Source organism: Desulfuromonas sp. (assembly GCF_002868845.1).
Lineage (GTDB): Bacteria > Desulfobacterota > Desulfuromonadia > Desulfuromonadales > BM501 > BM501.
The window spans coordinates 1-19,626 of record NZ_PKUB01000019.1 but is presented as its reverse complement, the minus strand read 5'-3'; the positions used below and the strand labels follow the sequence as shown (position 1 = coordinate 19,626).

Annotated in this window: 19 protein-coding genes and 2 pseudogenes; 17 read left to right on the top strand and 4 right to left on the bottom strand. The window is 65.3% G+C overall.

Translation table 11 applies throughout. From position 1 onward, the window contains the following. The 16 genes and pseudogenes from C0617_RS06025 to C0617_RS05960 all read left to right on the top strand — a co-directional run. Positions 1–3,107: EAL domain-containing protein (locus C0617_RS06025; RefSeq protein ID WP_291316112.1), on the top strand; the 3,107-nt coding region annotated here is incomplete at its 5' end. Positions 3,108–3,152: 45 nt separating this feature from the next. Then, complete coding sequence (locus C0617_RS06020; protein WP_291316111.1) at positions 3,153–3,992, top strand: protein-glutamate O-methyltransferase; 840 nt, start codon at positions 3,153–3,155, stop codon at positions 3,990–3,992. 56 nt (positions 3,993–4,048) lie between these two features. Then, the gene (locus tag C0617_RS06015; RefSeq protein ID WP_291316110.1) at positions 4,049–6,598 is read left to right on the top strand and encodes an ATP-binding protein; all 2,550 of its coding nucleotides are present in this window, start codon (positions 4,049–4,051) and stop codon (positions 6,596–6,598) included. A gap of 18 nt (positions 6,599–6,616) precedes the next feature. Continuing rightward, entirely contained in the window at positions 6,617–7,015 is a 399-nt protein-coding gene (locus C0617_RS06010; RefSeq protein WP_291316109.1) for a response regulator, read from the top strand. A 35-nt stretch (positions 7,016–7,050) separates the two neighbouring features. Further along, positions 7,051–8,124 carry a chemotaxis response regulator protein-glutamate methylesterase gene (locus C0617_RS06005; protein WP_291316108.1) on the top strand — a complete coding sequence of 358 codons (1,074 nt, stop codon included), beginning with the start codon at positions 7,051–7,053 and terminating at the stop codon, positions 8,122–8,124. A 216-nt stretch (positions 8,125–8,340) separates the two neighbouring features. After that, a complete protein-coding gene (locus tag C0617_RS06000) occupies positions 8,341–9,225 on the top strand; it encodes a protein-glutamate O-methyltransferase CheR (RefSeq protein ID WP_291316107.1) in 885 nt (294 codons plus the stop codon). Further along, complete coding sequence (locus tag C0617_RS05995; protein ID WP_291316106.1) at positions 9,225–10,286, top strand: chemotaxis response regulator protein-glutamate methylesterase; 1,062 nt, start codon at positions 9,225–9,227, stop codon at positions 10,284–10,286. Before C0617_RS06000 ends, C0617_RS05995 begins: the two co-directional genes overlap by 1 nt. After that, a complete protein-coding gene (locus C0617_RS05990; RefSeq protein ID WP_291316105.1) occupies positions 10,283–10,771 on the top strand; it encodes a chemotaxis protein CheD in 489 nt (162 codons plus the stop codon). Before C0617_RS05995 ends, C0617_RS05990 begins: the two co-directional genes overlap by 4 nt. Positions 10,772–10,780: 9 nt before the next feature. Then, positions 10,781–11,074, top strand: a pseudogene (locus tag C0617_RS17035) (HDOD domain-containing protein); the annotation flags it as partial. 1 nt (position 11,075) lies between these two features. Then, positions 11,076–11,617 (top strand): HDOD domain-containing protein (locus C0617_RS17030; RefSeq protein WP_365888959.1); only part of this gene is annotated, 542 nt, incomplete at its 5' end. A gap of 17 nt (positions 11,618–11,634) precedes the next feature. Next, entirely contained in the window at positions 11,635–12,030 is a 396-nt protein-coding gene (locus C0617_RS05985) for a response regulator (protein WP_291316104.1), read from the top strand. Further along, positions 12,020–12,493 carry a chemotaxis protein CheX gene (locus C0617_RS05980; RefSeq protein WP_291316103.1) on the top strand — a complete coding sequence of 158 codons (474 nt, stop codon included), beginning with the start codon at positions 12,020–12,022 and terminating at the stop codon, positions 12,491–12,493. Before C0617_RS05985 ends, C0617_RS05980 begins: the two co-directional genes overlap by 11 nt. A 33-nt stretch (positions 12,494–12,526) precedes the next feature. Continuing rightward, positions 12,527–12,898, top strand: coding sequence for a response regulator (locus tag C0617_RS05975; RefSeq protein WP_291316102.1), 372 nt, complete (start codon positions 12,527–12,529; stop codon positions 12,896–12,898). Positions 12,899–12,913: 15 nt separating this feature from the next. Then, on the top strand, positions 12,914–13,375 hold the full coding sequence (locus tag C0617_RS05970) for a chemotaxis protein CheX (RefSeq protein ID WP_291316101.1): 462 nt from the start codon (positions 12,914–12,916) through the stop codon (positions 13,373–13,375). A gap of 53 nt (positions 13,376–13,428) precedes the next feature. Beyond that, positions 13,429–13,890 (top strand): chemotaxis protein CheX, encoded by a 462-nt coding sequence (locus C0617_RS05965; protein ID WP_291316100.1) that lies wholly within the window; start codon positions 13,429–13,431, stop codon positions 13,888–13,890. 16 nt (positions 13,891–13,906) lie between these two features. Beyond that, the gene (locus tag C0617_RS05960; RefSeq protein WP_291316099.1) at positions 13,907–14,968 is read left to right on the top strand and encodes a hypothetical protein; all 1,062 of its coding nucleotides are present in this window, start codon (positions 13,907–13,909) and stop codon (positions 14,966–14,968) included. Positions 14,969–14,971: 3 nt separating this feature from the next. On the opposite strand, the gene C0617_RS05955 is transcribed toward C0617_RS05960, so the two are convergent. The 4 genes from C0617_RS05955 to C0617_RS05940 all read right to left on the bottom strand — a co-directional run bounded on the left by C0617_RS05955 (position 14,972) and on the right by C0617_RS05940 (position 18,986). Beyond that, positions 14,972–16,411 carry a sigma-54 dependent transcriptional regulator gene (locus C0617_RS05955; RefSeq protein WP_291316098.1) on the bottom strand — a complete coding sequence of 480 codons (1,440 nt, stop codon included), beginning with the start codon at positions 16,409–16,411 and terminating at the stop codon, positions 14,972–14,974. Positions 16,412–16,672: 261 nt separating this feature from the next. Then, positions 16,673–17,425, bottom strand: a complete 753-nt coding sequence (locus C0617_RS05950; RefSeq protein WP_291316097.1) for a sulfite exporter TauE/SafE family protein — start codon at positions 17,423–17,425, stop codon at positions 16,673–16,675. Next, positions 17,425–18,168, bottom strand: coding sequence for a tRNA threonylcarbamoyladenosine dehydratase (locus tag C0617_RS05945; protein WP_291316096.1), 744 nt, complete (start codon positions 18,166–18,168; stop codon positions 17,425–17,427). The genes C0617_RS05950 and C0617_RS05945 overlap by 1 nt, the downstream gene beginning before the upstream one ends. 29 nt (positions 18,169–18,197) lie before the next feature. Next, positions 18,198–18,986 carry a TatD family hydrolase gene (locus tag C0617_RS05940; RefSeq protein WP_291316095.1) on the bottom strand — a complete coding sequence of 263 codons (789 nt, stop codon included), beginning with the start codon at positions 18,984–18,986 and terminating at the stop codon, positions 18,198–18,200. Between the two features lie 147 nt (positions 18,987–19,133). Here C0617_RS05940 and C0617_RS05935 point away from each other — a divergent pair. Then, positions 19,134–19,626, top strand: a pseudogene (locus C0617_RS05935) (hypothetical protein); the annotation flags it as partial.

The window sequence follows — 19,626 nt, the reverse complement described above, 5'->3', positions numbered from 1 at the left end:
ACTGTCTCTTGCTTCTGATCCTCCCGGCGTTCTCTGTCTCCGCCCAGGCGGAGCGAACCGTGCGGGTCGGGGTCTATCAGTACCTGCCGATGCTCGCCCTCGGCGCCGACGGGCAGGCGCAGGGGGTCTTCCCCGACCTGCTCGGGCAGATCGCCCGGCAGGAGGGCTGGCAACTCGAATACGTTCCGGGAACCTGGAATGAACTCCTGCAGCGCCTGAGAAAAAGGCAGATCGACATCCTGCCCTGCGTCGCCTTCACCCCGCAGCGGGAAAAGGAATTCGCCTTCTCGCGCCAGATCGTGCTCTCCAACTGGGGGCAGGTCTACACCCGGCCCGGCTCGGACATCGAGTCACTCCTCGACTTGGAGGCCCGGACCGTGGCGGTGCTGAAAAACGACGTCTTCTTCAGCGAAGCAAACGGCTTGGAGCAGGTGGCCAATAAGCTGGGCATCGAGGTCGACTTCCTGGAGCGGAAGGATCTCTCATCTGTACTGCAGGCGGTGCAGGACGGAGCCGCCGAGGCCGGGCTGGTCAGCCGGCTTTACGGCGCCCGGCAGGCCGAAAGTTTCCAGCTCGTTCCCAGCCCGATCCTCATCAACCCCATCGAGCTCCGCTTCGCCTTCCCCGCGCCGGGGATACCTCTCCTGAGCGAGGCCATCGATCGCCATCTGCGGGAATGGAAGGCGGACCCGGCCTCCCCCTACCACCGGTCGCTGAACCGCTGGCTCGGCCACTCAGCCGACGTGCGGCACTCGCCCTGGCTGACAAACACGCTGAAAATCCTGGGAGTCCTCACCATCCTCTTTTCGGCGACCACCCTCCTTGCCCGCCACAAGACCCGGAAAGGCCTGCGGGAAATCGCGGCCCAGAACAGGCAACTGGAAGAGCAAATCGCCGAACGCAGCAGGGCGGAGGCCGAACTGCGCCGGCAGAAAACCCTTTTCGAGGCGGCCTTCAACAGCGTCCCCGACGGCATGGTGCTGTGCGACCCGGCACGGCAGATCCTCAAGTGCAACGCCGGCATGAAGCGGACCTTCGGGTACGACCCGGAAGAGATTCTGGGCCGGAACACCCTGCTTCTCTATCCCAGCGAGGACGAGTTCGAACGGCAGAGAGAACGCTGGTCCCACTGGAAAGACGGGGGCGGCCTGAAGCCCTGGGTGGTCCCCTACCGGCACAAAACCGGCCGCATCTTTTCCGGCGAAACCATCGGCACGCCCATCAGGGACACCGCGGGCTCCACCCTCGGCCACCTTGTTGCGATTCGCGACATCAGCGAGCGCCAGCAGGCGGAAAAAGCCTTCCAGGCCCTCGTTCAGAGCCTGGTCGGACTGACCGGCCAGGAATGCTTCGACAAGGTCGCCGAGGAACTGTGCCGGTGGCTCGACGCCGAGTGCGCCATCGTCGGCCAGGTCGTCGGCGGGCAGTTCATCAAAGCCCTGGCCATGCGCCGCGACGGGAGAAAGATCGACGACTTCACCTTCACCCTGAAGGGCACCCCCTGCGAAAAGGTCATGGAGGAGGGGTTCGTCTATTACCCGAGGGGCGTCGGAGAGCTGTTCCCGGGGCACCCCAATCTCCAGAAGATGGCGGCCCTGGGGTATGCCGGAACGGCCCTCAGAAACCAGAAGGGCGAAGGGATCGGGGTCATCAGCATCATCTCCAGAAGGGAAATCAGCCTGCCGGAGATGACCGAGGAGGTGATGGCGATTCTGGCGGCCCGGGTCGCGTCCGAAATCGAGCGGCTCGACACCGAAACGATGCTGCGCATCAACGAGGACCACCTCGACTACTTCACCCGCTACGATTCCCTGACCGGCCTGCCCAACCGTCTCTCCTTCCAGAACAGCCTGGAGGAGGCCATGGGCCGGGCCCAGAACCTGGGGCAGAAGATGGCCCTGATGATCCTCGATCTCGACCGATTCCGGAAGATCAACGACTCCCTCGGTTACGAAATCGGCGACGGTCTCCTCAAGGAGCTGGCCTCCCGGCTGAAGGGTTGCATCCGGGGCGGGGACACGGTGGCGCGGCTCGGTGGGGACGAGTTCCTGATCATCCTGGAGGACATCGGGGAGATCGAAACGATCAGGGAGGTCGCCGGCAAAATCCTCGAGACGCTGAAGCAGGAAACGACCGTCGCCGGGCAGCGGCTCTTCGTGACCACGAGCATCGGCGTCAGCCATTTCCCCTCCAAGGGGGTCGATGCCGAGGGCCTGATGAAATGCGCCGACGTCGCCCTCTACCGCGCCAAGGGCAGAGGGGGCGACACCGTCCAGGTCTACAACCCGAAGATGAACGCCCGGGCCCACGAGATGCTCCTGCTCGAACGGGACCTGCACCACGCTCTGGCGCAGGACCAGCTGGTCCTCCACTACCAGCCCCAGTTCGACCTGAACACGGGCCGCCTCATCGGCATGGAGGCCCTGCTGCGCTGGGAGCACCCCGAGAGGGGGTTGGTCTCCCCGGCGGACTTCATCCCCCTGGCCGAGGAGACCGGCCTGATCGTGCCGATCGGGAAATGGGTCCTGCAGACGGCCTGCCGCCAGGCCCGGGCCTGGCAGGAGAGCGGCCGCCCGCCGATCCGCATGGCCGTGAACATCTCCGCCCGCCAATTCAAGTCGAGCGGTTTCATCGACACGGTCGAACAGATCCTGGCGGAGACCGCCTTCGATCCCCGCTGGCTCGAGCTGGAGATCACGGAAAGCGTGGTGATGGAGGACGTGGAGCGCAACATCATGACCCTGACCGACCTGAAGGTGCGGGGCATTCACCTGGCCATCGACGATTTCGAAACGGGGTACTCCTCCCTGAGCTACCTGAAAAAGTTCCCCATCAGTCACCTGAAGATCGACCGCTCCTTTGTCCGCGACATCACCACGGACGAAAACGACGCCGCCATCGCCGCCTCGGTCATCGCCCTGGCCCAGAGCATGAATCTCGAGGTCATCGCCGAGGGGGTCGAGACCGAAGATCAGGCCCGGTACCTGCGGGAGAAGGGTTGCGGACAGGTACAGGGCTTCCTCTTCGGACGGCCCCTTCCCGCCGGGGAGGCCGCCCGCTTCTTCGCCGAGCCGGCCGAGACCGCTCGCGGAGCCGCAATGGGGTAGCCCCCCCGGATCGCCACGATCAACCCATGCACGGATGAGAAAACCATGAATCTCGCCACCAAAGACTTTCAGCGCCTGAGCACCTTCATTTACGACAATGTAGGCATCAAGATGCCCCCGGCCAAGAGGACCATGCTCGAGGGCCGCCTGGCCAAGCGCCTGCGGTCTCTCGGCCTCAAGTCCTACGGAGAGTACTGCGACTTCCTGTTCAGCGACCAGGGGCAGCAGAGCGAATTGATCCACATGATCGACGTGGTCACCACCAACAAGACCGACTTCTTCCGGGAGCCGTCCCATTTCGACTTCCTGTCCCGGACCGCCCTGCCAGACCTGGTCGCCTCCCTCGGCATCGGAGGACCCCGCAAGCTGCGGCTGTGGAGCGCAGGCTGCTCCACCGGGGAGGAGCCCTACACCCTGAGCATGGTCCTGAGCGAATTCCGGGAGCGCCAGCCGGAACTCGGCCTGGACTTTCGCATCGTGGCCACCGACATCTCGACCCGGGTGCTCGAAGTCGCCCGCCGGGCGGTCTATCACCACGACAGGATCGAACCGGTTCCCGCACCGTTGCGCAAGAAGTACCTGCTGCGCAGCCGGGACCGGCAGAACCCCCTGGTGAGGGTGCACCAGGACCTGCGGACCCCGATCCGCTTCGGCCGGCTCAACTTCATGGACCCGGACTTCGGCTTCCGCGAGCGCATGGACGTCATCTTCTGCCGCAACGTCATCATCTATTTCGACAAGGCGACCCAGGAGCGCCTGCTGCAGAAATTCTGCCGCTACCTCAACCGAGGCGGCTACGTCTTCCTCGGCCACTCCGAGTCCCTGCACGGTTTCGACGTCCCCCTCGAGCAGGTGGCGCCGACCGTCTTTCGCTACTCCCTATGAGGGGCTTTCCAAAGAAGTCAGACCAACACCCCCCAGCCCGGCGGGCGAGGTAAAAGATGGATCCGTACACCCTGACAACCCAGCCCGAAAAAACCGAGAAGAGCCGGGAGCCCCTGCTCCTTTTCGCCCTTCTGGGCATGGCGATCTTCTCGGTGGAACTGGCGGTCATGGGGGTCATTCACCGTATTGGCCTGGAGCATGCCTGGACCGAGGCGCTGCTCGACGGGGTTCTGCTGCTGCTGTTCCTGGCACCGATCGTCTACCTCCTGTTTCTGCGCCCCCTGCTGGCCGAAGTCCGGCAGCGCCGCACCGCAGAGCATTCCCTGCAGAAAGCCCTGGCCGAGGTGGCCGAGGAAAAATCGCTGCTCGACTCCACCATGGCCGCGGTCAGCGACGGCATCACCATCCTCGACAGGGACCTGAAGATCCTCTTCCAGAACGACGCCCACCGCGCCCTGCTCGGCCCGCTCAGGGGAGAGCCCTGCTGCAAATCGTGCGAAGAGCAGGAGGGAGCCTGCCCGCGATGCCCGGTCACCCTGTCCTTCGCCGACGGCCAGACCCATCGCGCCATGAAAACGCGCCAGACCCTGCACGGCCCGAGGGAGCTGGAATGCACCACCTCACCGGTCATGTCCGGGGAGGGGACCGTCGCCTCGGTGGTCTCGGTGGTCCGGGACATCACCGAGCGCCGCCGCTCGGAGCAGGCCCTCGAAAGCGAGCGGCGCAGCCTCTTCGCCATGCTCGAGACCCTTCCGGCCAGCGTCTACCTGCTGACCCCCGACTACCGCATCCGCTTCGCCAACCGCATGTTCCGCTCCCAGTATCACGCCCCGGGGGACCGGCCCTGCTACGAGGTCATCGGCCAGCTCGACAGCCCCTGCCCCGACTGCTACCTGGAGCGGGTCCTGGCCACCCGGGCCCCCGAGATCAAGGAAAAAGAATTTCCGGGGGAACGCATCCACCAGGTCTACCACCACCCCTTCAGCGACGGGGACGGATCCCCCAGGGTCCTCTCCTTCGCCGTCGACATCACCGAGCGCAAGCAGATCGAGGAGAAAACCCGCCTGGCCAAGGAGGCAGCAGAGGCTGCCAACCGCGCCAAGAGCGAATTCCTGGCCAACATGAGCCACGAGATCCGCACCCCCATGAACGGCATGATCGGCATGATCGACCTGGTGCTGGAAAGCCGCCTCTCCGGGGAGCAGCGCGACTGCCTGGAGATGGCCGAAAACTCGGCCAAGTCCCTGCTGAAACTGCTCAACGAGATCCTCGACATCTCCAAGATCGAGGCCGGAAAGCTCTCCCTGGAAAGGATCGATTTCGACCTGGCCGCGGTCCTGAAGAGCGCCGCCGGGACCTTCGCCGCCGGGGCCCGGGAAAAGGGACTCCGCCTGGAGTGGGACATGGCGCCCGGCGTGCCCCCCTGGCTGCGGGGGGACCCGGAGCGCCTCCGCCAGGTGCTGCTCAACCTGATCGGCAACGCCCTGAAATTCACCGAATCGGGAAGGATCGCGGTGCGGGTGGAGTCCCGCCCCGGGGCCTCCGGCCGGCGCCGGGGTCCGGATCACGAGCTGCACTTTTCCGTCTCCGATACCGGCATCGGCATCGCGGCCGAAAAGATGGAAGAGATTTTCGACAGCTTCGTTCAGGCCGACGGCTCGACGACCCGAAAGTTCGGGGGGACGGGGCTGGGCCTCTCCATATCGAAGGCCATCGTGGGGCTCATGGGCGGGCGCATCTGGGCGCAGAGCGCCCCCGGCACGGGTAGCGTCTTCCACTTCACCGCCCGCTTCGGCGCCGGTGCCCTCCCCGCGGCCCCTGAGCCGGAGGCTAAGGCGAAAGTCCCCCCCACCCCCCGCGCCCCCCTCCGCATCCTCCTGGCCGAGGACGACCCCACCAACCAGGCCCTGATCCGCAAGCTCCTGGAGAGGAGGGGACACTCCCTGGAGGTGGCAGGCAACGGGAAAGAGGCCCTGCAGGCCCTGGAGCGGGGAGCCTTCGACCTGCTCCTTCTGGACATGCAGATGCCGGTGATGGGCGGCCTGGAGGCCTGCCGCCGGATTCGCAGCCTGCCGCCCGGCCACAGCCATCGACGAATTCCCATCATCGCCCTGACCGCCCACGCCCGGGAGGAGGAGAAGGAGCGCTGCCTGAAGGCGGGCATGGACGCCTTCCTCAGCAAGCCCCTGGACCTGAAGAGCCTGCTCGCCGCCGTGGAGGAGCTGGCCGCTCCCGAAGGAGCGCCTCCCCCGGCCCCGGAGATCGCCCCGACCATGGTCATCGACGTCGGCGAGATGGCGCGGCGCCTGGACGGCGATGCCGAGACGATGCGTGCGGTGTGGCAGGCCTTCGCCCTCGACGCCCCCCGCCAGCTGGAATGCCTTCGGGAAGCGGCCGCCTCGGGCGAGACCGCCTCGGTCGCCGGCCACGCCCATCGCCTCAAGGGAGCCGCCGCCAGCGCCGGAGCCCTCGGGCTGAAAGAGCTGGCAGCATCCCTGGAGCGAAGCGCCGGGGACGAAGACCGCTGCGCCATGGACTCCCTTCTGGAACAAATCACCGCCGAAGCGGACAAAGCCCTTAAGGAATTGGCCCGACTGGCCGATTAATCCATCAAGGAGAATACGATGCGAACCCTGATCGTCGAAGACGACTTCACCAGCCGAATCCTGCTGCAAAAGATCCTTTCCCCCTACGGCCTGTGCGACGTCGCGGTCAACGGGCGAGAGGCGCTTGAGGCGCTGGAACTGGCCCACCGGGAAGGGCAGCCCTACCAGCTGGCCTGCCTCGATATCATGCTGCCCGAACTCAACGGCCAGGAGGTCCTCAAGGCCCTGCGGGCCCTGGAAAAGGAGCGGGGCATTCCCGACAGGGAGGAATGCAAGGTGGTCATGACCACCTGCCTCGACTCTCCCAAGGAGGTCATGGAGGCCTACTACCGCGGAGGCTGCACCGCCTACCTGGTCAAACCGATCGAACGTCAAAAACTGCTGGGAACCCTGCGCGAATTCGGCCTGATCGGCTAATCCGGCACCGTTCCCTTTACATAGAGGTGCCTCCTATGGCCAAGACAATAAAGGTCCTGATCGTGGACGACTCGGCGGTGGTGCGCCAGACCCTGGTGGACCTCCTCTCCTCCGACCCCGGCATCGAGATCATGGGGACCGCCGCCGACCCCTATGTGGCCGTCGCCCGCCTGCGCGACGGCGTCCCCGATGTCATCACCCTGGACGTGGAAATGCCCCGCATGGACGGGCTGACCTTTCTGCAGAAAATCATGAGCCAACATCCCATTCCCGTCGTCATGTGTTCCAGCCTGACCGAAAAAGGATCCGAAACCGCCCTCCGGGCCCTGGAGTACGGTGCCGTGGAGATCATCCAGAAACCCAGGGTGGGGACCAAGGAATTCCTCGAAGAGTCCAGGGTCCGCATCTGCGACGCGGTCAAGGCGGCCGCCCAGGCCCGGGTCATGTCCCTGCCCGCCCGCACCCTGCAGGCGGCCCCCAAGCTCACCGCCGACGCCGTCCTTCCCAAGGCGTCCTCGAGCACCAGGGCCATGCTCCAGACCACCGAAAAGGTCGTCGTGGTCGGCGCCTCGACGGGTGGGACCGAGGCCCTGCGTCACTTCCTCCAGGCCCTGCCCCTCGACGCCCCCGGGATGGTGATCGTGCAGCACATGCCGGAGAACTTCACCACCACCTTTGCCAGCCGCCTCAACGAGTTGTGCCGGATCACCGTCAAGGAGGCGGCCGACAACGACACCGTGGTTCGCGGCCGGGCACTGATCGCACCGGGCAACCGCCACACCCTGCTCAAGCGCAGCGGCGCCCGGTATTACGTGGAGGTCAAAGACGGCCCCCTGGTCAGCCGCCACCGCCCCTCGGTGGACGTGCTGTTCCGCAGCGCGGCCCGGTACGCCGGCAAAAACGCCCTCGGAGTCATCATGACCGGCATGGGGGACGACGGCGCCAAGGGGATGCTGGAGATGAAAGAGACGGGCGCCTTCAACATCGCCCAGGACGAGGCGACCTCGGTGGTTTTCGGCATGCCCAAGGAGGCCATCCGGCAGGGCGGCGTGGACCTGACCCTGCCCCTGCAGGAGATCGCCAGGGACGTCATCCGCCGAACCGTTTAGGGCTGCGGCGGGAGCCGGGACTCTGTCATCGCCCCGACCTTTTTCTGTCGGGATAATGACAGCCCCGCACGCTTTCCAGGTCCGGTCGACCCCGCTCCTCCGCCAGGGACGGACTTCGCCGATTTATCCGCGGACTGGTACGGGACTTGCTCTATAGCAATCCGAACCGCCTGCCGGTCACAGCAGACCGGGAAAACGTTGATGAGGAGAGATATCTTGAACACCGCCAGCCCCCTATCCCCTTCCGCCCCGGCGACCTCGGGCGGCCCCCTGATGCCGATATCGGACCGGGAGTTCCAGCTGCTGCGCGATCTCATCTATGAGCGGTTCGGCATCAACCTCACCGACCAGAAGCGCTCCCTGCTCGTCAGCCGGCTGCAGAAAATACTGCGAGGAACCGGCTTCGGCTCGTTTCAGGACTACTACGAATACCTGGTCAAGACCCAGGACCGCAAGGCCTTCAGCCAGCTCATCGACCTGGTCTCCACCAACCACACCTACTTCAACCGGGAGAAGGCCCATTTCGACTACTTCCTGAAGACCGCCCTGCCCGCCGTGGTGGAGCAGCTCAAAAAGGAAAACCGCAGGGACCTGCGCATCTGGTGCGCCGGCTGCTCCTCCGGCGAAGAAGCCTACATGCTGCTGATGCTCATGTTCGAGTTCTTCGGGAGCGAGTACTCCCAGTGGGACGCCGGCCTCCTGGCCACCGACATCTCGGAGCGGATCCTGGCCACCGCCCAGGCGGGGATCTACCCGGAGGAACGGGTCAGCCAGCTGCCCGAGCAGATGAAGCGCAAGTATTTCCGCAGGCTCGCCGACGGAACCTGGCAGGCCGGAGACCGCCTCAAGCAGGAGGCGACCTTCCGCCGCCTCAACCTGATGAACGAGCGTTTCCCCTTCAAGAAGCCTTTCCAGATCATCTTCTGCCGCAACGTGATGATCTACTTCGACGGCCCCACCCGGGAGGCACTGGTGAAGCGGTTCCACCAGTCCACCGACCCGGGCGGCTACCTGTTCATCGGCCACTCGGAAACCCTGGGACGCGACCAGAGTCTCTACCGCTACCTGATGCCCGCCGCCTACCGGAAGGAAGGATTCTGATGTCCCGTCCCGTGCGCGTCCTGGTCATCGACGACTCCGCCCTGGTGCGCTCCCTGCTCCAGCAGGGCCTCGGTCTCGATCCCGGCATCGAAGTGGTCGGCACTGCCGCAGACCCCTACGAGGCCCGGGACCGGATCGTCCAGCTTCTGCCTGACGTGCTGACCCTCGACGTGGAAATGCCCCGCATGAACGGGGTCGAGTTTCTGCGCCGCCTGATGCCCCAGCACCCCCTGCCGACGATCATGGTGAGCTCCCTGACCGAAAAGGGCAAAGCGACCACCCTGGAGGCCCTTGAGGCCGGGGCCGTCGACTTCGTGGCCAAACCGAGCGCCGACGTGGCCCGCGGCCTGCAGCAGATGATGACGGCGCTGAGGACCAAGGTGAAGATCGCCGCCACGGCCCGGGTCTCCCACTGGAAGGGCCGGACGGTCGAGGGCAGGAAACCGGGGCAGGCCCCGTCTCCCGGCGCCATGAGTGATTCGACCGACAAAGTGATCGCCATCGGCGCCTCCACCGGCGGGACCGAGGCCCTCAAGGCGGTCCTCTCCGAGTTTCCCGCCTCCATGCCGGGCACGGTCATCGTCCAGCACATGCCGGCCGGCTTCACCAAAATGTTCGCCGACCGCCTCAACCAGCTGTGCCGGGTTGAGGTGAAAGAGGCCGTCACGGGCGACCGGGTCGGACCCGGGCGGGTGCTGATCGCCCCCGGGGACAGGCACCTGCGGGTAATCCGCTCGGGCGGGTTCTACCAGGCGGTCTGCGAGTCGGGGGAGGCGGTCAGCGGCCACTGCCCATCGGTGGACGTGCTGATGCACTCGGTCTCCAAAGCTGCCGGCCGCCACGCCCTCGGCGTCATGCTGACCGGGATGGGATCGGACGGCGCGGACGGCCTGGGGGCCATGCGCCAGGCCGGGGCCCGGACCCTGGCCCAGGACGAGGCCAGCAGCATCGTCTTCGGCATGCCGAAGGTCGCCTTTGAGCGGGGCGGAGCAGAGAAGCTGGTCCCCCTTGACGGCATCGCCCGGAACATTTCCAGACTTTTGGCGGAGCAGCGCTCATGAGCAATGTCGTGATCGGGGTGGGGGATCTGGCCGCCTCCAAGACCTCCGGAGATGTTCTCAAGACCTACGCCCTCGGTTCCTGCGTGGCGGTCGTCCTGCTGCACCCCAAGACCCGCACCGTGGGCATGGTTCACGTGGTGCTGCCCGAATCGAACATCAACCCGGCCAAGGCCAAGGAGAAGCCGGGATACTTCGCCGACACGGGGATTCCCGCCCTGCTGCGGGAGATGGCCAAGCTCGGCTGCCAGAAGGGGAGCGGACCGATGGTGGTCAAGCTGGCCGGCGGCGCCCAGATCCTCGACGACAACAACACCTTCAACATCGGCAAGCGCAACGTGCTGGCGGTGAAGAAGGTGCTGTGGCAGTTCGGCCTGGGGGCCGTGGGCGAGGACGTGGGAAGCACTATCAGCCGGACGGTAGCGGTCAACGTCAACACCGGGGAGACGGTCATCATCTCCCCCGGGCGGCCCAACCGCAACCTGTAGGGGAGAACCATGGACAAGCCCATCACGCAGACAGAAATCATTCAGGCCGTTCAGAAAACCCCCCTCCTCTCCCCCTCGGCCTCCCGCCTGCTGCAGATCCACAGCGACCCGGACACGGGAGTGGGGGACGTGGTGGCGATCGTCAAGTGCGATGCCGCCCTGACCGCCCGCATCCTGAAAGTGGTCAACTCGGCGGCATTCAACCTGCTGCAGCCGGTCAGCTCCATCGACAGGGCGGTCTCCTACCTGGGGGCGCGCATGGTGGTCGGCATCGCCATCGGCGACAGCGCCGCCCTCCTTTTCNGCGAGGGAGGGTCCCTGTGGGGACACGACCTGTTCGCCGCCATCGCCTCGCGGGCCGTGGCCGGCCGCGCCCGCAGCGCCCTCGACGCCGACCTGGCCTTCACGGGAGGCCTTCTCCATGACCTGGGCAAGGCGCTGCTGTCCGAATTCCTGAAGGGAGCCTCCCCCGGCTTTCTGGAGGAGATCGATTCCGGCGAAGTCCGCGACTACCTCGCCGCCGAGGAGCAGAAGCTCGGGCTCACCCACGCCCAGGTCGGCTACGAACTGGCCCGGACCTGGAGCCTCCCCGAGGCCATGCAGCAGGTGATCCTTCACCACCACCAGCCGGATGCGGCAGCTGAGGAATACCGGGCCCTCGTTTACGCCGTCCACCTGGGAGACATCATCGCCATGATGGGGGGGATGGGAACCGGGAGCGACAGCCTTCAGTACCGCCTCGACCCGGGGCACCGGGATTATTTCGACCTGGCCCCCGAGGACCTGGCAGCGATCATGCTGGAGGTTCAGGACGAATTCGCCAAAATTGCCGCAGCCATGCTTTGAGAGAAGGAGATTTCACCATGAAACGCATTGTCATCGCCGATGATTCGGATACCGCCCGAATGTTCATCCGGCGCTGCCTGGAGATCATCGGCCTGGCCGATGCGACCTTTGTCGAGGCGGCCAACGGCAAGGAGGCCCTCGAAAAGGTCAAGGAGGCCCCCACCGACCTGCTCCTGACCGACCTGCACATGCCGGTCATGGACGGCATCGGGCTTCTCACCCGAGTCAAGGCCAGCCCCCTCCTTCACGACCTGCCGGTCCTGGTCGTCACCAGCGCCGGCAACGAAGCCCAGGAAAAGGAACTGATGGTATTCGGGGCCTTCGGCGTCCTCTCCAAGCCCGTCTCCCCGGCCGCCATGATGGAGATACTGGAACCGCTGATGCAGCAGGAGGATTCATCCTATGTCCCCTAACACCGGCGCAGTCGACGAAGCCCTGGTCCGATCGGTCACGGAGACCCTGGAGAACATGGTCTTCGCCGAGATAAACCCTTCCGAAGAGAAGGCCTGGGCCGCCTCGGCCGACCCCGCCCTGTGGGCCAGCCTTCCCCTGCTGGTGCCGCTTTACGGAAACCTCTGGCTGGGCATGCCCCGCAGCCTCCTCGTCAGGGTGGTCACCATGGCCTATGCCCTGCCCGAAGAGGAGCTGGCGGACCGGATGCTGAACGACACCCTGGCCGAGATTCTCAACACCCTGGCCGGGCGCCTCCTGAACCTGCTGGTGCCAGCGCACCAGACATTCAGGCTCGGCCTGCCCGAAACGGGAAAAGCCCCGGGGACCTCCTCGGAGGAGACCCTGCGACATTGGTATTTTGCCCTGGAGGATGACCCTTTCTGCGTGGTCGGAACCGGAGACTTCCTCGACCCGACCCCCTAATCTTATGGAAAGACCCAAACAAAGGAGCAACACATGGGAAAGAAAGTTCTGATCGTCGACGATTCCAGCACCATGCGCAAGATCGTGACCCGGGCCCTGCGCCAGGCCGGCCTCGATTTCGAAGCCATTCTGGAGGCGGCCAACGGCGAGGAGGCCCTCCAGGCCCTGGAGACCCAGCCGGTGGACATCGTCCTCAGCGACATCAACATGCCGACCATGGACGGCATCGAGTTCCTGCGCCAGAAAGCGACCCGGGATAACATCAAGAGCATCCCGGTGGTGATGATCACCACAGAGGCCGGCGCCGACGTTCTCCAGGAGGCCACCGCCCTGGGCGCCTCGGGAACCATCAAGAAGCCCTTCACCCCCGAGCAGATCAACCAGACCATCGGGTCCCTGCTCTAGAACCGGAGGAAGGACGTGAAATTGCCACAAACAATCATCGCGGCAACCGAGGAAATCTTCTCCACCATGGTCGACATGGAGATCGAAAGCATGCCTGCCCTCGACGAGCATGTCACCACCTTCCGGGAGAGCGTCTCCGGCATGGTCGGCCTGGCAGGCTCCTGCAGGGGCCTGCTGGCCATCAATGTCCCCAACCCCGTGGCCAAGGCGGTCACCGGCAACTTCCTCGGCCTGGAGGTCGAGGAGATCGACGAGGACGTCAAGGACGCCATCGGGGAGTTGGCCAACATGGTGGCCGGCGGGATCAAGGCGGCCCTGTCCGATGGAGGCAAGGACATCAAGATGTCCATTCCCTCCACGGTCAGCGGCGAGGAGTACTCCATGGAGTACTCGAACGACGGCGAGGGTGTGACCGTCCCCTTCAACTGCAGCGCGGGTCGGTTCCTCATTTCCCTGCAGTTGCAGAGGGACCTGTAGGCGGCCCCCGGACAAAACCCCACCCTTACCGAAAGGCAACGAGGCAGCGCATTTTGAAACTGGAGCAGATCATCATCGAATCGGTCCGGGAGATCTTCGCCACCATGGTCCTGATGGAGGTGGCCCCCGAGAAGCCCCTGACCGAGAAGGTCAGCTCCTTCAGCGACCACGCGTCCGGGCTGCTCGGCATCTCCGGGGACCTCAAGGGGCTGGTCGGGATTCACTGTCCTCTCCCGACGGCCGGGGCCATTACCGCCAGTCTGCTCGGCATCCCGGCGGACGAGGCCAACGAAGACGTCAAGGACGCCATGGGGGAGATGGCCAACATGATCGCGGGGGGGATCAAAACCGCCCTGGAGGCGGAGGGGAAAAACCTGGAACTGGCGATCCCCTCCACCATCGCGGGGCGCGCCTACACCCTGGACGGCCTTTCCCGGGCCGACTGGATCATGGTCCCCTTCGTCGCCCCGGAGGGGCGTTTCCTGGCCGAGCTCAAGTACCTGACCACCCCCTGAGACAGAAGAGCAAACGATGAAAAAACTCGCCCAGGTCGGCAAGACCCTGAAGAGATCACAGAGGCAGATCCAGGACAAGATCGGTGAATTCCTGGGCTGCCAGGTCCTCGTTTCCAAGCCGGAAACGAGCACGGCCACCCGGGAGGAGGTCTTCGCCCCCCTCGACTCCAAGATGGTCCTGGCCCGGCTCGGGGTGGAGGGAGACCGCAAGGGGGAGGCCTTCCTTCTGTTCGGGCTGGAAGGGGCCATCCGGCTGGGCGGAACGTTGATCATGCTGCCTCCCTCGGAGCTCGACAGCAGGGTCCAAAACGAGGCGTTCACCGAAGAGGAGGACGACGCCTTCGGAGAGATCGTCAACCTCCTGGCCGGCGCCCTGACCGCAGTCTTCGTTGAGCATTTCTCCCCCAAGCTCCACTTCAGAAAGGCCGACCTCCAGCCCATTGACCCCCTTCAGGACGAGGAAACCGCCCTCCAGGCCCTCCCCGAGGGCACTCTGGCCCAGTCCTGTTTCGAGCTTTCGATGGACGGGCAGGCCCTCGGTCCCATGATCCTCCTCCTTCCCGGCCCCCTCCTGGAGGAGGAGACGGAGGAGGAAGAAGCCGAACCGGCAGCACAGCCTGAACCCGCGCAGGCGGCCTCTCCGGCAGCACCCCATCCGGCCCCGCCGGCCGAGAACAGCGGCTCGCAGCCGGTTGTGGTCATCGCTCCCGGCTCCGAGGCGTCGCAGCCCTTTGCCCAGGCCCTGGCCGAAAGCGGCATGACGGCGGAATGCCTCGGATACGAAGAGGATTACCGTGGCTTCGTCCAGAAGCAAAACGTCCGCGGAGTGTTCCTGGTCATGGAGGAGGTCAACGACCAGGGGCTGGCCCTGATCATCCAGCTTCGGGCCGCCCTGGAAAAATCGGTTCCCCTGCTCGCCGCGGGACCGCAATGGACCAAGAGCACGGTCCTGCAGGCGGTCAAGTACGGAGCCAATGACATCTTGATCACCCCGGCGGAGACGGGGCTCATCAGAGAGAAAATCCGGGCGAGCCTGGGGAGCGAATCGGAGGGGAAGCCCCTGGAAGGGGCCGCATAGGGATCAGTCGGCAGAGATGCCGGTGAGTTGCTTTTTCTTGATTTTTTCCAGGAGGGTGGTGCGCTTCAGGTTGAGGAGCCGGGCCGCCTCTTTCTTGTTGCCGTCGGTGATGTTCAGCGCCTGCAGGATCAGCCGGTCCTCAAAGTCGCTCACCAGGGCGTTGAAGTCGATGCCTTCTTCGCTCCACGACACTCCGGGGTCGGGGTAGAGAGCCGGCGGGTCCTGGGGCTCGGACTCGACCGGGGCGACCGGAAGGGCTATGTCCAGGTGGGCCACGTACTTCTCGGGCAATTCCGCAAGACCGGCCGATTCGCCTCCGTGAAGGATGACCAGGCGCTGAATCAGGTTCTCCAATTCCCGCACGTTGCCGGGCCAGGGATAGCTTGTCAGCGCGGCGATGGCCTCCTTCTCGAAGCCCTTCAGACCGATTTTCTTGTTCCGGTTGAAGGAGCGCATGAATTTCTCGATCAGCAGCGGAATATCCTCGCACCGGTCTCTGAGGGGGGGGATATTCAGGGGGACGACGCTCAGGCGATAGTAGAGATCCTCCCGAAAGACGTTCTCGGCCACCGCCTTTTCAAGGTTTCGATGGGTGGCGGCGACGACCCGCACATTGACCGAAACCGGCTTCACCCCCCCCACCGGCTCGAATTCCTTCTCCTGCAGCACCCGCAGAAGCTTGGCCTGCAGGGACGGCTTCATGTCCCCGATTTCGTCCAGGAAAAGGGTGCCGCCGTCGGCGTACTGGATGCGCCCCATTTTGGACTGGTTGGCACCGGTGAAAGCCCCCTTGACATAGCCGAAGAGTTCGCTCTCGAGCAGGTCCTCGGGGATGGCGGCGCAGTTGACCGGGACAAAGTTCTTCCCCATCCGGGGACTCAGGGAATGGAGGGCCCGGGCCACGAGTTCCTTGCCGGTACCGCTCTCGCCCTGGACGAGGACCGTGCTCTCGCCGTCCTCGGCCACCTTCTCGACCATGTTGAAGAGGGACAGCATCTTGGGCGACTGGCCGATGATGCCGTTGAAACCGTCGGATTTGCGGAAGCGCGCCCTGCGGGGGACCTTCTGGGACTGGCTCTCCTGGAAGGCCAGACCCCGAGCGGCGACGATGACCGCTTCCTCAAGGTCGTAGGGAGAGTTGATATAGGAGAAGACCCCGTAGCGCAGGACCTCGACGACGATGCCGCGGTTGCCCTCGGGAACCGCGGCAATGGTGAGGGTTTCGGGGTTCAGGCGGTGAACCTTCTGAAGAAATTCGAGGCCGGTCTTTTCGGGCAGGAAGAGGTCGGAGATGACGATGCAGACGTCCTGGCCGCCCAGGACCTGCAGGGCCTGTTCCGGAGTGTCGGCGCCCAGCACGACGCAGCCGATCCGCTTGCGGAGGACGGCCTCCAGCCTGTCCCGTTCGTGCTGATTGCCGTACACCACGAGAATGCTGCGCATCGAAGAAGTCATTGTCGTTCAACCTGGCAGAAAAAGAATATTCCCGGACGCCGGCATCCCCCTCCCCGGACCCGCCCCGCTGAGCGTGGGGCTGAAAGAAGGGAAGTCGTGGGATGTCCCGCAAGAAAAAGTCCACGGAGCTTAATGATACAATTTATTAAAAAACCATTTTCAATACTCAATGTACAGTTAAAAATAGCTCACCACCAAACATAACAGGTAGCGCAATGGGCACAAGCCCCGAAGCCCCGGCGCCGCGACTCAGCCGAAGAACAGCTTCAGGGCGAAGACCAGAACGGTCAGGGAGACCACCCCCCGGATCCAGCGATGCCCCTTTTTCACCGCCACGTGACTGGCGATCCAGCCCCCGGCTGAGTTGCCGGCGGCCAGGGCCGTGCCGAGGCCGTAATCGACCTGTCCATGGGCCACGAACACCCCGAGGGCAACGACCGTAAAACCGAAAATGACGATCACCTTGACCGCGTTGATGCGCACCAGGCCCAGGCCGTGGGCCAACAGGCCCGAAATGACCAGAAAACCGACGCCGGCCTGCACGAACCCGCCGTAAACGCCGATAAGGAAAAAGCTCGCGAGCAGGATCGTCAGCCGCAGCCGGGAGAAGCGCTCCACCTCGACCCGCCAGCGCCGGGCCGGATCGAGCAGGGTGAAGAGCAGAACCCCGATCATGATGAGCGCCAGCAACCGGCGAAACAGCTCCTCGTCGATATCGACGGCCAGGCTGGCGCCGAGGTAGCTGCCGGCCAGGGCCGGCAGAGTGCAGAGCAGTGCCAGCCGGGCAGGGAACACCCCCTGGCGCCGGAAGCCGGCGATGGCGAAGATATTCTGGAAAAAGATCGCCACCCGGTTGGTGCCGTTTGCCACCGCGGCGGGGAGGCCGAGAAAAATAAGGAGCGGCAGGGTCAGAAGGGACCCTCCCCCGGCCAGCACGTTGAGAAACCCCGCCGCCGCGCCCGCGACGACCAGGACCGGGACCTGCCAGATCCAGGCGTCCATCAGGCCTCCTCCAGCAGACTTTGGACGACCTCCCCCGCCATGGTAAGCCCGAACAGGGGCGGAATATGGGAGCTGCTGCCGAGGGGCACCCGGCGCCTCCGGCAGTCCGTCGCTTCACCATCGTCCACGGCCTCACGGACGCCGGGAAGGAGGCGGTACCCCTCGGTGGAGTAGACGACCTTTACCCCGGAGGCGACGCCCCGGCGGCGCAGTTCCTTGCGCATGATGCGGGCGAGCCGGCACTTCTCGGTATGAAACAGATCGGCCACCGCCACCTTGGTCGGGTCCAGCTTGTTGGCGGCCCCCATCGCGGAGATGACCGCGATGCCGCGCTCCTTGCAGTTCTGGATCAGGTGCAGCTTGGCGGTGATGTTGTCGATGCAGTCCAGCAGGAAGTCGTATCCCCTCCCCAGAAGCCGCTCGGCATTGTCCGCGCCGTAAAACTCCTGGACCGGCTCGACCTCCAGGGCCGGGTTGATGGCTCGGCAGCGCGTCGCCATGACCTGGACCTTGGGCCGTCCGATGGTCCCCTCCAGGGCATGGATCTGGCGGTTGACGTTGGTGATGCAGACCTCGTCGAAGTCGACCAGGGTCAGCCTCCCCACTCCGGCCCGGGCCAGGGCTTCGGCGGCATAGCTGCCGCCCCCGCCGACCCCGAAGACCGCCACGGAGGCCTCCTTCAGGCGGGCCAGGCCGGCCTCGCCGACGAGAAGCTCCATGCGGCTGAAACGATGCTGTGACATTGGTCCCCCTGGACGTGGAAAGGTTGCGGCTACCGGCCCTCGAGCTTCAGCACCCGCCGGGCGTTGCGGCTGGTAATCCGGGCGGTCTCCTCCGGGCTCCATCCCCGGATGGCGGCCACCCGGCGGGCCACGAAGGGAAGGTAGCAGGGCCGGTTCGCCCCCCCCCGGACAGGATGGGGCGCCAGATCCGGGGCGTCGGTCTCGAGCACGATCGCCTCCGCAGGCACCCTTCGCAGGACCTCGGGCAGACGCCTGGCCTCGGGATAGGTGAGGGCCCCCCCGAAGCCGATGGCGAAACCGAGCTTCACCGCCTCCCGGGCCGTCTCCTCGCTTCCGGAGAAGGCGTGGAATATCCCCCCGACCCGCCCGGCCCCCTCCTCCCGCAGGATTTCGAGCAGCCGGCCGACCGCCCTGCGGCAATGAATCAGCACCGGCCGCCCCGCCTCCAGGGCGAGGCGCAGCTGGCCGCGAAAGGCCTCCTCCTGAGCAGCCCTTGGCACCTGGCGAAGCAGCCCGTCCAGGCCGATCTCGCCGAGGGCCGCAACCCGCGGCCCGGCAAGGAGCCCGGCCAGCTCCCGGGCGGAATCCGGCCCCCACTGAAGCGCGGCCAGGGGGTGCAGGCCGGGGGCGGCCAGGGCCCCCTCGACAGCCTGGACGGTCCGGACCAGCTCCGGCCACCCCTCCCGGCGGACTCCGGGAACGACGAAACGACCGACCCCGGCCCGGCGGGCCAGGTCCGTCTCGGCGGCCAGGGAGTGTCCCGAAGGCAGTGCATCCAGGTGGACATGGGTGTCGAAAAGCTCCGCTCTTCCCTGCATGGGCAAGATGCTATCACAAGGCCCGGGCGGGGGGAAGTCGTCCGTCCTCTCCCTTTTTAAGCCTTGCATCGGCACCCCCTTCTGTGCTATTTGCTAAAGGTCTGAATTTGCGCTAAAATCGAACATTTTCAAGGATATGGAGGAGTCATGGGGAAATCCCGGACAGCCAAAGCGTCCTTTCTAAAAAAGGTCTTCATCCTGACCCACTGCAGCGGCCTGGTGGCCGGGATGCTCTTTCCCCTCGTCGCCACACCCATCGTGGGGCCGGCCGCCCGCAGCCTCCCCTTCGTGATCAGCTGCCTGGCCATGGGCCTGGTCCTGGGCGCTTTCCTCTACCTCTTCATCCGGACGACCCTGAAGAGGCACCTGCGGCTGCAGCTCGAGGTGCTCGGCCCCCTCACCGGAGAAGGGGCCCTCAAGGACGAATCCTTCGAGGGGCTTCACGGAGCGCTGGAGTCGTCGGTGAGCCAGGTACAGAACCTGGTCCAGGCCATCCTGTCCACCCTCGACCGGCAGGACCCCCACTTCGAAGTCCTCGCGGCCAACAGCAGCTACCTCTCCGAGCGCGCCCAGGAAGGCCTCGACGCCGCCCACCGAAGCAACCAGGACGTGAAGGCCATGGAGGAGAAACAGCAGGAGA

Coding starts and splice junctions, on each gene's coding strand:
- C0617_RS05955 (WP_291316098.1), bottom strand. CDS start 16,411: ATGCGCAGCATTCTCGTGGTGTACGGCAATCAGCACGAACGGGACAGG.
- C0617_RS06005 (WP_291316108.1), top strand. CDS start 7,051: ATGGCCAAGACAATAAAGGTCCTGATCGTGGACGACTCGGCGGTGGTG.
- C0617_RS05985 (WP_291316104.1), top strand. CDS start 11,635: ATGAAACGCATTGTCATCGCCGATGATTCGGATACCGCCCGAATGTTC.
- C0617_RS06020 (WP_291316111.1), top strand. CDS start 3,153: ATGAATCTCGCCACCAAAGACTTTCAGCGCCTGAGCACCTTCATTTAC.
- C0617_RS06010 (WP_291316109.1), top strand. CDS start 6,617: ATGCGAACCCTGATCGTCGAAGACGACTTCACCAGCCGAATCCTGCTG.
- C0617_RS05960 (WP_291316099.1), top strand. CDS start 13,907: ATGAAAAAACTCGCCCAGGTCGGCAAGACCCTGAAGAGATCACAGAGG.
- C0617_RS05995 (WP_291316106.1), top strand. CDS start 9,225: ATGTCCCGTCCCGTGCGCGTCCTGGTCATCGACGACTCCGCCCTGGTG.
- C0617_RS05990 (WP_291316105.1), top strand. CDS start 10,283: ATGAGCAATGTCGTGATCGGGGTGGGGGATCTGGCCGCCTCCAAGACC.
- C0617_RS05940 (WP_291316095.1), bottom strand. CDS start 18,986: ATGCAGGGAAGAGCGGAGCTTTTCGACACCCATGTCCACCTGGATGCA.
- C0617_RS06015 (WP_291316110.1), top strand. CDS start 4,049: ATGGATCCGTACACCCTGACAACCCAGCCCGAAAAAACCGAGAAGAGC.
- C0617_RS05950 (WP_291316097.1), bottom strand. CDS start 17,425: ATGGACGCCTGGATCTGGCAGGTCCCGGTCCTGGTCGTCGCGGGCGCG.
- C0617_RS05945 (WP_291316096.1), bottom strand. CDS start 18,168: ATGTCACAGCATCGTTTCAGCCGCATGGAGCTTCTCGTCGGCGAGGCC.
- C0617_RS05975 (WP_291316102.1), top strand. CDS start 12,527: ATGGGAAAGAAAGTTCTGATCGTCGACGATTCCAGCACCATGCGCAAG.
- C0617_RS05980 (WP_291316103.1), top strand. CDS start 12,020: ATGTCCCCTAACACCGGCGCAGTCGACGAAGCCCTGGTCCGATCGGTC.